Consider the following 13,575-nt stretch of genomic DNA (forward strand, 5'->3'; position numbering starts at 1 on the left):
ACAAAAATGACCTTAACCAAAGCAATAAAACCAATCTTATTATGTCTCTCGCTACTCCTACTTTCTTGTGGTGAGCAAAAGTCTGGAACTAAAAGTGAAACAGTAAAAGTTGCCAAAAAGCCTAACATCATTGTCATTTTAACTGACGATCAGGGTTATGGAGATCTCTCTTATCACGGCAACCCTATTGTAAAGACCCCCCATCTAGACCTTTTTGCCGAACAATCTTTAGAACTTACTAATTTTCATGTCGGTACTACCTGCGCCCCAACCAGAGCAGGCATCATGACCGGTAGAAACGCGAATAGAAACAACGCTTGGCACACCATCGCCGGTTGTTCTATTCTTCTGGAAGACGAGGAAACTATGCCAGAAGTATTTCAGCGCAATGGTTACAAAACGGCAATGTTGGGTAAATGGCACCTGGGAGATAACTACCCTTTTAGGCCGCACGATAGGGGTTTCCAAAAAGCGTTTTACCACGGCGGGGGCGGGGTGCAACAAACTCCTGATTATTGGAACAATGACTATTTCGATGATATTTATTTTCGAAATGGAACGCCAGAAAAAACCTCGGGTTATTGTACCGATGTTTGGTTTAATGAAGCCATTGCTTATACCAGAGAACCTAAAACGGAACCTTTCTTTCTATATCTCGCGCTCAATGCTGCACATGGACCATTTAACGTTCCCGAAGAATATGCAAAAATGTATGAGTCGGCTTCGTTAAGCGAAATTCAGAAAAGGTTCTATGGAATGATCTCAAACATCGATGATAACTTTGGAAAATTTGTTGCTCATTTAAAGAAGACGGAACAATTCGATAACACCATTATCATTTTCACCACAGACAATGGAACAGCTGCGGGCATACGGTATCAAAAAGATACCAAAGAAACATTAGGATATAACGCAGGATTGCGAGGAACCAAAGGAAGTCACTATGAGGGCGGACATAAGGTACCCTTCTTTATAAGTTGGCCAAATGGCGCTATTCAACAAAAGACCAAAAGCAATGAACTTATGGCCCATGTAGACCTCTTGCCCACTTTGGCTGAATTGACGAACATTCCATTTGCAGCTAAAAAACCTTTAGATGGTAAAAGCATGGTATCTGTACTAAAAGGAGAAACGAAAGATTCTAATAGAATGCTTGTAGTCGATACACAACGCAACCAATTGCCAGAAAAAGGTAGAAATCCTAGCGTAATGCAAGGGCCATGGCGTTTGGTAAATGGAATTGAGCTATACAATACCGTTGACGACCCTGGGCAGCAAAATGACATTGCCGAACAACATCCAAATAGAGTACTGAAAATGCAATCTTTTTATGACGATTGGTGGGAAAGCTTGAAATCCGATATTCGTTATGCTGAAATACCTATCGGAGATAAAAAAGCCAATCGCGTATTAATCACTATACATGATATGCATACTTCAGATAATTTGCCTTGGAATCAGGTGCAGATTCGGAAGGGAGAAACCCAACCAAATGGTTTTTATAGTATCAATGTGGTTGAAGACGGAACATATCAATTCAAACTATACCGATATGCTCCCGAATCCGATTTAGCGCTAGACGCTGCTCCTCCGCAAGTCTTGCATACAGACTTCGTTGACGAGCTACCTGAAGGGAAAGTTATAAAGCCTGTTAGCGCTTTGGTTGAAATTGGATCTACAAAGGTCGAGTCTTTTGCAAAAGAAAATGCAAATTTCCTAACGGTAGAAGCAAAACTTTCGAAAGGGAGTTACGAATTACAAAGTAAATTTGTGCTGCAAGATGGCACTTCAATTCCCTCCTATTATACAGCAATTGAAAAGTTATAACATATGAAGAAGGTACACTATCTACTCATCTTGATACTAGTATTCGGATGTAAATCTGAAGAAAAAGAAGTACTAAAAAAACCAAATATTGTTTTCGTTTTTGCTGATGATTTGACCTACACTGCCATCAATGCCCTAGGTAATAAAGAGGTGCAAACGCCAAACTTAGACCGGTTGGTAAATCAAGGTACCACCTTCACACACACTTACAATATGGGGGCTTGGAACGGTGCGGTTTGTGCTGCTTCGAGAGCGATGATAATTTCTGGTAGGAGCGTTTGGGATGTAGACAACTTCCGTGAAGGTTGGAAAGAAAATAAGAATTTTGACAAAACTTGGAGTAAGCTCATGGAAACTGCAGGCTATGATACCTACATGACCGGAAAATGGCACGTTGATGCTCCTGCAGATAGCCTATTTCAAAATGTGATCCACATAAGGCCCGGTATGCCGCGCGATGCATGGAGTCACCAAGGTACTATACCTCATATAAATACCATGATAACAGAAGGTAGCTCGGAAGAAGAAATAAGGGCAATTGGCTACAATCGCCCGCTGAATGAAAATGATACACTTTGGACACCAACAAATAAAGACTTTGGAGGTTTTTGGCAAGGTGGTAAGCATTGGAGTGAAGTGCTTAAAGATGATGCCTTAAGTTTCATTGATCAAACGAAAAAAAGCGACAAACCTTTCTTTATGTATTTGGCATTCAACGCACCGCACGACCCGCGGCAAGCACCGCAGAAATACCTTGATATGTATGCGGTTGAAAATATAAGTCTTCCCGTAAGTTACCTCCCTATGTACCCCTTTAAAGATAGTATCGGCAACGGGCAAGATCTACGTGATGAGGCATTGGCCCCTTTCCCGAGGACACCATATGCTGTAAAGACACATATCAGCGAATACTATGCGTTAATAACGCATTTGGATGATCAAATTGGTGCCATTCTTGACGGATTAGAAACAACTGGAAAAATGGACAATACATATATCATTTTTACCTCCGATCATGGCTTGGCAATGGGCCGGCACGGGCTTCTCGGAAAACAAACGCAGTTTGACCACAGTATTAGACCGCCGTTTATGATACTTGGTCCAGATATTCCAAGGGATAAAAAAATCGATACGGATATTTATTTACAGGATGCCATGGCCACGAGCCTAGAGTTGGCGGGTGTGAAAAAACCAGATTATGTCTTCTTCAATAGCGTTCTAGATCTGGTAGATGGGAGCCGGTCTGAAAGTCATTATGATGCTATTTACAATGGGTACATCAACTACCAACGCATGATTCGAAAAGAAGGGTTTAAACTAATTGTTTATCCAAAGTTAAACAAAGTCTTACTGTTTGATATGGTGAACGATCCGGAGGAGATGAACGACTTAGCCACAAATTCAGCATACCACGAAAAGATAGCGCAACTTTTTAAAGATTTGCAACAACTGCAAAAGCAACTGAATGACCCGCTTGATTTGAGCAGCGTCTATGAAATAGCTGTGGCAAACAATTAGAAATACGTGCTTAGGTTTGCTTTAATCATTTGTATCTCACATTGAGACGTGTGTCGTAATATGCTAGTGTACATGTCAATATCTTGCAGGTTAAAAGCTATTGATACTGCCTCTCTAAAATCGTATCTTTAATCAAGCAATCATGTAACTACTATGGAACATCTAAAAAAGGCAACTAACAGAGCTAAGGGCAGAAGAAAATTTTTAAAACGTACAAGCCTTGCCGTAGGCGCAATTACTATACTGCCAAGACATGTACTAGGAAGAGGTTTTGTTGCTCCCAATGATAAAATCAACCTGGGTTTTATTGGTTTGGGGAAACAAAGTGCTGGTTTGGCCCGAGCCTTTACCGAAAATACCAATGCGCAGATAGTAGCCGGATCCGATGTTTGGACAACGAAAAACGCATGGTTTAAAAACCATGTGGAAAAAGTATATGCCGACAAACGCAAGCAGACTGGTTATACAGCAGTTTCTACGACAAGAGACTATCAGGCACTTTTGGCCCGACCCGATGTTGATGCTGTAATCATTGCAACGCCAGACCATTGGCATGCCATTCAAGCTATAGCAGCCATGCAATCTGGTAAAGATGTTTATTGTGAAAAACCGATGACCTTGACTGTCAAAGAGGGCATCGATATGGTAAAGACTACGAACAAAACTGGTGCAGTTTTACAGGTGGGCAGTATGCAGCGCTCTTGGCAAAAATTCCAGAAAGCCGTTGATTTGGTTAGTAAAGGATATATCGGCGAAGTAAGCAAAGTGTTGGTGAATGTTGGAGACCCTGCTATACCTTTTAACATGGCTTCGGAAGAAGTTCCGAAAGAAGTAGACTGGAATGGGTGGTGCGGCCCGGCTCCTCTCTTACCTTACAATTATCGCCTTTCGCCACCAACGAGCGAGAAATTTTTTCCAGATTGGCGAAAGTTTAGAGAAACGGGCGGGGGTATCCTTACCGATTGGGGAGCCCATATGTTTGACATTGCCCAATGGGGATTAGGAATGGATCGTTCAGGCCCAGTTCGTTTTGAACCGCCAAAAGACCGAAATGCCGTTCGGGGTATGCGCATGGTTTACGAAAATGGAATTGAATTGATTCATGAAGATTTCGGTCGTGGTTGGGGTGTTCGTTTTATTGGAAGCGAAGGCACCTTAGATGTTAGCCGACAGTATCTTGAAACCAACCCCGCAAATATTTTGACCGCTGAACTTGAAGCTTCGAATACCATACTCAATGAATCACGTGGAAATCACTATCAAAATTGGTTAGACGCCATAAAAAATAGAAGTCGTCCTATTTGCGATGTAGAAATAGGGCACCGTTCAGCCTCTGTTGGAAATATTTGCAATATTGCATACCAGCTGGGCAGACCCTTAGATTGGAACCCTGAACAGGAAAAATTCATTGATGACAAGGAGGCGAATAAGATGAAAAAAAGAAAGTATAGGAAGTTCTAAAAACACGCAAAGTATATAATGCCCAAAAAATTAATTTACATACTCTTCGTCAGTGCAATTGCATTGACTTCCTGCGGTGGACCGAATATGCCAGAAGAAGTGCAACTTGCTTATGAAAAGCTTCCCGCCGAAATTGACTTTAATCAACATGTAAAACCTATTCTTTCAGATAAGTGCTATTTGTGCCACGGTCCTGACGAGAACAAAATATCAGCAGGCCTGCAACTGCATCTTCCAGACTTGGCCTATAAAAGATCGGAGAATACACCTGGCGCATATGCGATAGTTCCTGGCAATGCTGGAAAGAGTTTATTGGTTGAACGCATTCTGAGTGAAGACCCTGAAATGATGATGCCAGACCCAGAGACCCATCTCTTTTTGACCAACTATGAAAAAGCAATGTTGGTACGATGGATTGAAGATGGTGCCGAATACAAGGACCATTGGGCATTTATTCCTCCAGCAAAAAAAGAACTACCTACAGTTAAATGGGCTGATAAAGTCGGTAACCCAATTGACAATTTCGTTTTGTCTAAACTTGATCTTGAGGGTTTAGAACCTAGTGCACTTGCCAGCAAAGAAACTATTCTAAGAAGATTATCTTTTGACTTAACTGGTTTGCCTCCAACTCTTGAAGAAATTGATGCCTTCGTAAAAGACGATTCTCCCAATGCCTACGAAAAACAAGTCGACCGTTTGTTGGCGTCACCGCATTTTGCGGAGCAGATGACTTTAGATTGGATGGATTTATCGCGCTATGCAGATACCCATGGCTATACCGTAGACCGTTATCGTGATGTTTCGCCATGGCGTGATTGGGTCATAAAAGCTTTCCGAGAAAATATGCCCTATGATGAATTTGTAAGGTGGCAAATAGCCGGTGATATGATGCCGAATTCGACTAAAGAACAAATTTTGGCTACTACCTTCGGGCGACTACACCCCCAAAATCTTGAGGGTGGAATTGTAGACGAGGAGTTCCGTTCAGAATATGTTGCTGACCGAACTAATGTAGTGAGCGAAGCTTTTTTGGGCCTTACCATGGCTTGTGCCAAATGCCATGACCACAAGTTCGATCCGATTTCACAGAAAAACTATTATGAGATGTATAGTTTTTTTAATAATGTGAATGAATCGGGTCAGATTCCATGGGATTGGTCAATGCCTGTGCCCAACATGCAGCTTCCTACAGAAGAACAGTCAGCATTTATGGAGTATGTAGATACCCTCATATCGGAAAAAGAAAACACCCTTACTGAGGTGGCAAAGAATGAAAATGAAAAGTTCAAATCATGGATCGCGTCAGAAGGATATAAGCAAATCAATCCGAAAGGCACCCCAAGTGGCCTAGTCGCCAAAATAGATTTCAAAAACGGAAGCCTAGATAATTCTTTAAATCCATCCCAAAAAGGAAAAATGGACCGTCAATTTGCTCCAAAGCAAATCGCAAAGTTGGTGAACGGGCATACGGGCAAAGGGTTAGAATTGGACGGCGATGCCTGGCTAGATTTGAAACCTATTGGCATTTTTCGGCGTAATGAACCCTTTAGCGTTGCCATTCGCGTGCATCTACCAGAAGATTTGGAAAATGGCGTTATTTTTCATAAAAATTTTGGTACCCGCTTGCATAGCTATCGCGGTTATCAACTCTCGCTAAAAGAGAATAAGTTAGAATTAATAATGGCCCATGTTTGGCCTGATAACGCTATAGTTGAACTGAGTGCCAAAGAGGTTCCCAAGGAGAAATGGGTACAACTTACCATGACCTATGATGGTTCTAGCAAAGCTGAAGGTCTGAAAATATATATGGATGGTGAAGCACTGGAAACCCAGGTTGACGTTGACAATCTTTACAAGGATATTATTTTCAACTCCTACGAAGATTTTATTTATCAACATCCCATCGAACCAGGATTAGCCATTGGGGCTCGGTGGCGTGGAAAAGGCATAGGGGGAGCCGTAGTAGATGACATTTTGGTTTTTACCAAAGAATTGACAGCGCTTGAAGTTGGTCAAGTAGCAAACCCAAAAATGGTAGAAACCCTATTAACTAAAAACCAGAATGCTTTAGTTGAAAAGGATAAAAACCAACTGAAAAACTATTTCTTGAACGTACGGTCTAAGGCCTTCCGGAACTCATTGAAGGAGCTTGAAAAAGTAAGGAGAAATCAGGTTGATAGTGCAGAACGGGTACAGGAAATCATGGTTATGAAAGAGATGGATAAACCACGTGAGACCTTTGTACTTGAGCGTGGATTATACGATCAATATGGTGAACAAGTTTATCCGAATACTCCCGATAAGATACTTGCATTTCCTGATAGTCTTGAAAAAAACCGATTAGGTTTGGCTAAATGGGTGACACAAAAAAACAATCCCTTGTTCGCAAGGGTAACGGTGAATCGCTATTGGAAAAACATTTTCGGAACAGGAATCGTTCGTACGGTTGAAGATTTTGGAAACCAAGGAGAATTACCTAGTCATCCTGCCTTATTAGATTGGTTGGCGGTTCAGTTTATAGAATCGGGTTGGGATGTAAAAGCCTTGCACAAAATTATGGTGATGTCTAACACCTACCGGCAATCTTCTTTATCGACAGCGGAGTTAATGTCAAAGGATAAAGCGAATAGGCTCTTGGCAAGAGGCCCGTCAAGAAGGTTGACTGGGGAAATGTTGCGTAACAATGTCTTATTGGCTTCTGGACTACTAAACCGAAAAATCGGTGGTAAAAGTGTAAAACCCTATCAACCTGCCGGACTTTGGAAGATCAATGGAGCTGCCTATGAAGAAGACAAGGGGGAAAAGTTATATCGAAAAAGCATGTATACGATTTGGAAGCGTTCTGTGCCGCATCCTACCATTGCCACCTTTGATGCTCCAGAGCGTTCGTTTTGTGCTGTACGGCGACAAGAAACAAATACCCCACTGCAGGCTTTGGTATTGATGAACGACCCAACCTATGTGGAAGCTTCCCGTGTTTTAGGTTATCAGATGCTACACTATTCTGATCCCAAGGCGGCAATCGCAGATACATTCAAAAAACTAACTGGTAGAACAATTCAAAATGAGGAATTGGAGCTCTTAGCCGATTTAAGAATGGAAGAGTATGAAAAGTTCAAGACCAACAAGCAGAAAACGGAAGGCTGGTTAAATTCCGGTGAATTCCGGATTTCGAATGACCAAGATGAGGCATTGGTAGCGTCAAACGCCGTAGTGGCAAGCACAATCATCAATTCAGATGCAGCAATAACGAAACGATAATACGAATAACAGATGTGTCATAAACACGATGAAATCTTAAGATCGAACAATAGAGACCTCCAGGAAATAGAACGTCAACTGGATCGCCGCAACTTTTTGACAAAGACTTCTATGGGACTGGGTGCCATTGCATTGGGTTCTTTGTTACAAGCCGATAAGGCTTTTGCCAAAGTCAAAATGGGTGCTATTGATGCTTCAAATGCCGATGCAATCCTAAAGTCATATCATAAAAATCATCTCGGACTTCCACATCATTTGCCCAAAGCCAAGCGAATTGTGTATCTATTTCAAAGTGGTGGGCCTTCGCAACTTGAAATGTGGGATTATAAACCCAAACTAAAAAATATGTTTGGGCAAGACTTACCCGATTCTGTTCGTCAAGGACAACGCCTAACGGCGATGAGCGCCGAACAGACCAGTTTTCCTATGGCACCATCTATTTTTGACTTTAAGCAATATGGACAATCAGGCACTTGGGCGAGTGAGTTATTGCCCTACACTGCAGAGGTGGTTGATGAATTGTGTTTTATCAAATCGATGCAAACCGACCAGATCAATCATGACCCAGCTATTACCTTTATGCAGACTGGAAATCAGCTACCAGGTAGACCTTCTATAGGGGCTTGGTTGAGTTACGGCCTGGGTTCTGACAATGAAAATCTTCCTACTTTCATCACTTTGATTACCAAAAATATGGGCGGACAACCTTTGTATTCGCGATTGTGGGGTAATGGTTTTTTACCTACCGAGCACCAAGGGGTGCAATTCCGTTCTGGCAAAGACCCTGTATTGTACTTGAGTGACCCAGAGAATTATGATGGTAACGACAGAAGGCAAATGTTAGATTATCTTGGAAAATTGAATGATGTACAACACGATGCGTATGGCGACCCTGAAATTCAAGCCCGAATGGCACAGTATGAAATGGCGTTCCGTATGCAAACCTCGGTTCCTGAGGTAACTGATATGTCTGATGAGCCTGAGTATATTTTTGATATGTATGGCGAAGATAGCCGAGACCCAGGTACCTATGCCGCAAACTGCCTTATGGCACGAAAACTCTTAGAAAAAGATGTAAAATTCGTGCAATTGTACCATCAAGGTTGGGACCAGCACAGTTACTGCCCAGGGGGCGTTAAGGCACAATGTCTGCGAACTGACCAAGCCAACGCCGCTTTAATCAAAGATTTAAAACAACGCGGTATGCTTGAGGATACGCTGGTAGTTTGGGGTGGGGAATTTGGTCGTACCGTATACTCACAGGGCCAACTCACACCCGAAAACTACGGCCGCGATCACCACCCAAAAGCTTTTACCATGTGGATGGCAGGAGCTGGAGTTAAACAGGGTTTCACCTATGGGGAGACTGATGATTTTAGCTACAATGTGATTAAAGACCCAGTACACGTACATGATTTTCATGCCACTTTAATGCACCTTTTTGGTATCGACCACGAGCGCCTAACCTTCAAACATCAAGGTCGTCGTTATCGCTTAACCGATGTACACGGCCATGTGGTAAAAGATATATTATCTTAAGTAACTATTTAATTGCTACCCGAAAATGACAACAATGCGGTCGTTAACTAAGCTTTTGACCCTTGTGCTCTTGATATCATTGGGAGACCTGGCAGCACAAGAGCAACCCAATTTTATTTTTATCCTTACCGATGACCAACAGTACGGATTGATGGGTTGTACAGGAAATAGCATCGTTCAAACCCCTAACCTCGATAAATTGGCTTCTGATGGAGTACTTTTTACTAATGCGCATGTTACCAGTGCCATCTGCACTCCTAGTAGGGCGAGCATTTTGACCAGTCAATTCGAACGAAAACATGGGATCAATTTTAACTCAGGTACTAGTATGTCAATAGAAGGATGGAATACCAGTTACCCTGTTGTCATGCGAAAAAATGGATATTTTACGGGTTGGATCGGAAAAAACCATGTTCCGGTTGGAGAAGGAGGCTATTCGAGCGGACTCATGGAAAAGAGTTTTGACTATTGGTATGCGGGTCATGGGCATTTGAGTTTTTATCCAAAAAGTATTCATGAGATTTTTAAAGGAGCTAAATCTGATACGCAGGTCGAAGTTATTGCAGAAGGAATTAAAGATTTTCTTTCCAATGAGGAAACCTTAGAGGGTGCTGTCAAATTTCTTGACCAAAGACCGCCAGACAAACCGTTTATGCTTTCGGTGAGCTTTAATCTCCCTCATGGCAATGGAACTAGCAGCATGCAATTGAAACCTTCCGATGACGAAATTTATCGCAGTCTGTATCGCGATCAAGAGATTCCTCTTCCCAAGAATTATATCGCCAAAGTCGATATAACCACGCCAAAACTACCCCTTGAGATTCATCATTCCAAAGACCGTCAAACTAGTTATAACTGGGTTGACACCCCTAGAGGCTATAGGGAACGTACCGTACGCCAAATGCAAGCCATGACTGGTATAGACCGTTTAATTGGTCAATTACGAAGAATGCTTAAAAAACAGCAATTGGATAAGAATACAATTATCGTTTTTACCTCTGACCATGGGCTTTTTGGGGGTCAATTTGGTCTCGGTGGAAAAGCATTATGCTATGAGATAACAACCCACGTTCCCCTACTAATTTTTGACCCAAAGGCTAGCATGTCAAGTCGGAGAAAAAGCTCTGATGCCTTGGTGCAAAGTATTGATATTGCCCCTACTCTACTTGCCATGGCAGGTATTCCTATTCCGAATAGTTATCAAGGAAAAGATTTGTCAGGGCTATTGCGACAAGAAGAAAATTCGGTACGGTCCTATTTATATACAGAAAACCTATGGTCTACATCTTTTGGAAATCCGAGATGCGAAGCCGTTCAAAATATGGAATGGAAATACATTCGCTACTACAAAAATGAAAATCCGTCAGCATTGCAGCAGATTGAAACGGCCAAGACTTTAGGTATTCCCATTAAAAATATGCTTTACGGGGTACATGACCAACAAATCGTACAGTATCGATTGTTTATCGAAGGTCCTGTTCACGGCGAAGTACCACTTTACGAAGAGCTATTCCATCTTAAAAAAGACCCTGATGAAACGATAAATCTAGCTTCTGACCAAGCGTATCTCGATGTGCTTCAAAAAATGCGGTACGTGTGGAGCAAGGAAATTGCATATGCCCGTGGAGCTGAACCCCCAAAAGTTTTACGATACACTGTCGATAGTGAAGCTGAGCGTAGCCTGCTTATTGAACCCAAATAGTACAAGACGCGAGGTAAAATTCAGTTCGTTCTCGTAATCTTATGTGCATATAAACCATAAAAGGCTACAAATAGTAAACATATCATGGGCAGTATAAACGAAAAGTGAATTTCAGGAATTCCTCCGGTGACTATATCTCCGAAAACCTCTTGTCCGTTTACTTCGTCGCCATAATCCATAATTCTTGCTTGTAACTTTGGCAGCAGGGCACCACCAACGATGGCCATAATAAGTCCTGAGGAAGCTAATTTTGCCTCTTCGCCCATATTACGCAGCGCCAAGCCGTAAATGGTAGGAAACATAATGGACATGAATACCGAAACCAAAACGAGGAATACTACACTCATCAATCCTGTTGAGAATATAACTCCAGCACACATAGTGGCGGCGGCGATACCGAAAATAGCCAGCATTTTGGCCGGATTTATTTTACGCATCAAAGCAGTTCCTATAAATCTTGTTGTCACAAAAGAGATCATTGCTGCTATATTCCACCACGTTGCGTCTATGCCCAAACCAGAAGATTCATTCAAATATTCTACCAATTGAAAAATCGCCGTCCAGCACATAATCTGAGCGCCCACATAAAACATCTGGGCGATTACTCCCATTAGGTATGTTTTACTTTTGAAAATTCTTTTTACTGATTCGCGAATTGAAAGATGGTCGCCCATGCTCATTGCCGGAATTTTTGTCTTCCAAATCACAAAAAACACCAAGGCAACAAACAGTCCCACTGCGATATACGGAACGCTAATTACGCTCAAATCGAAAGCCTTGATTTCTGCTGCTTTTTCAGCACCCAATGCGACAATTTCAGAGCTATCAGCATAAGCTACAGAAAGGAGTCTATCTAAGACTACAAATTTGGCAATCAACATACCCGTTAAAGAACCTATAGGGTTGAACGACTGCGCTAAGTTCAAACGTTGTGTGGCGGTCTTCGCATCTCCCATGGAGAGAATTAATGGATTAGAGGTTGTTTCTAAAAACCCCAAGCCACAGGTGATTACAAAGAGGGAGATCAAAAAGTAACTATAGGAACCATTTTCCGCTGCCGGATAAAATAATATGGCCCCAATGGCATATAGGGCCAAACCAAGCAACAAACCAGATTTATAACTAAATTTCCGTATAAACAAAGCTGCCGGAATGGCCATTACACCGTAGCCAAAGTAAAAAGCGAATTGTACATTGTACGCTTCGGCATTGGAAAGCACCATCACCTTTTTAAAGGCAGCCACCATAGGATTGGTCAAATCATTTGCAAAACCCCATAACGCAAAAATGGAGGTTGCCGCAATAAAGGGCACCAATAGATTTTTGGGTACTACCGGAATCTTCAAGGGTTTGTTCATGATGTCGTTGGTTAAATTAGTTCATCAAAAATTACGAAATACGGTGCATCAATTGCTTCAATTTGATTTAAATACTAAAACAAATGATTTTATTCAGTTAAAAGCGAACGATCTAAATGTACATAACCCCCATCGACCGTAATGAATTGCCCAGTAGTATGGGAAGATCGTTGCGATATTGTAAACATACATACATCTGCTATTTCCTGGGTCGTTGTCATTCGGTTTTCCAATGGGATCTTCTTGACAATGGATTTTAGTTTTTCTGCTCCGTCTGGCAAGGTCTTGATCCAAGTGTCATATGATGGTGTCCAGCTTTCGGCAATGATAATAGCATTTGAACGAATACCTTCTTTAATCAAATCGACCGCCCATTCTCTGGTCAAACCCAATACTCCACCCTTTGCAGCGGCATAGCCTGAGGTTCTCCCCTGGCCCGTTAATGCTACTTTAGAACCAATATTCAAAATATTCCCTTTCGCCTTTTTCAACCATGGTAAGGCGTGTTTTACTACCAAGAAATAACTCACCATATTCAACTTCAAGCTATCCATAAATTCTGCATAGGAAGCATCGAGCCCTACCCCGTCATTGACGCCAACATTGTTAATTACAACATCAATTCTACCGTATTTTGCAGCTATGGTGTCAACTGCATTTTGAATCTGTTCAGGCTTAGTAACATCGGTCTTACAGAAAATTGCATCAATTCCTTGCTGTTTTATTTTGTCAACATAGCCATAACCTCTATCGTTTCTATCAATGACAGCAGGTATAGCCCCCTCGTCAGCCAACGATTGCAATAGGGTATGCCCTATACTTCCTTCTTTGCCCGCAGCACCTGTAATAACTACTATTTTATCTTTTAAACCTAAATCCATGATATCAATTTTTTGAATCTATTTTCAT

Annotated in this window: 8 protein-coding genes; 6 read left to right on the plus strand and 2 right to left on the minus strand. The window is 41.8% G+C overall.

The genetic code is table 11. The annotated features are described in order from the left end of the window. The first annotated feature begins 6 nt into the window (after window positions 1-6). The 6 genes from ABJN95_RS15195 to ABJN95_RS15220 all read left to right on the plus strand — a co-directional run bounded on the left by ABJN95_RS15195 (window position 7) and on the right by ABJN95_RS15220 (window position 11,308). Complete coding sequence (locus ABJN95_RS15195; RefSeq protein WP_348371457.1) at window positions 7-1,827, plus strand: arylsulfatase; 1,821 nt, start codon at window positions 7-9, stop codon at window positions 1,825-1,827. Window positions 1,828-1,830: 3 nt separating this feature from the next. Continuing rightward, the gene (locus tag ABJN95_RS15200; RefSeq protein ID WP_348371458.1) at window positions 1,831-3,345 is read left to right on the plus strand and encodes a sulfatase-like hydrolase/transferase; all 1,515 of its coding nucleotides are present in this window, start codon (window positions 1,831-1,833) and stop codon (window positions 3,343-3,345) included. Window positions 3,346-3,498: 153 nt separating this feature from the next. Next, window positions 3,499-4,806: a Gfo/Idh/MocA family oxidoreductase gene (locus ABJN95_RS15205; RefSeq protein ID WP_348371460.1), complete on the plus strand. Its 1,308-nt coding sequence runs from the start codon at window positions 3,499-3,501 to the stop codon at window positions 4,804-4,806. An 18-nt stretch (window positions 4,807-4,824) separates the two neighbouring features. Continuing rightward, a complete protein-coding gene (locus ABJN95_RS15210; protein ID WP_348371462.1) occupies window positions 4,825-8,067 on the plus strand; it encodes a DUF1553 domain-containing protein in 3,243 nt (1,080 codons plus the stop codon). A gap of 12 nt (window positions 8,068-8,079) precedes the next feature. Continuing rightward, entirely contained in the window at window positions 8,080-9,606 is a 1,527-nt protein-coding gene (locus ABJN95_RS15215; RefSeq protein ID WP_348371464.1) for a DUF1501 domain-containing protein, read from the plus strand. Between the two features lie 34 nt (window positions 9,607-9,640). Further along, window positions 9,641-11,308 (plus strand): sulfatase-like hydrolase/transferase, encoded by a 1,668-nt coding sequence (locus ABJN95_RS15220; RefSeq protein WP_348371466.1) that lies wholly within the window; start codon window positions 9,641-9,643, stop codon window positions 11,306-11,308. Between the two features lie 20 nt (window positions 11,309-11,328). Here the strand turns inward: ABJN95_RS15220 and fucP are convergent, their stop codons facing one another. Both fucP and ABJN95_RS15230 read right to left on the minus strand, forming a co-directional pair. Further along, a complete protein-coding gene (gene fucP / locus ABJN95_RS15225) occupies window positions 11,329-12,666 on the minus strand; it encodes an L-fucose:H+ symporter permease (RefSeq protein WP_348371468.1) in 1,338 nt (445 codons plus the stop codon). A gap of 89 nt (window positions 12,667-12,755) precedes the next feature. Continuing rightward, window positions 12,756-13,547: an SDR family oxidoreductase gene (locus tag ABJN95_RS15230; RefSeq protein WP_348371469.1), complete on the minus strand. Its 792-nt coding sequence runs from the start codon at window positions 13,545-13,547 to the stop codon at window positions 12,756-12,758. Window positions 13,548-13,575: the final 28 nt, after the last annotated feature.

The sequence above is a fragment of the Maribacter sp. genome (assembly GCF_039974175.1).
Classification (GTDB): Bacteria; Bacteroidota; Bacteroidia; order Flavobacteriales; family Flavobacteriaceae; genus Maribacter_C.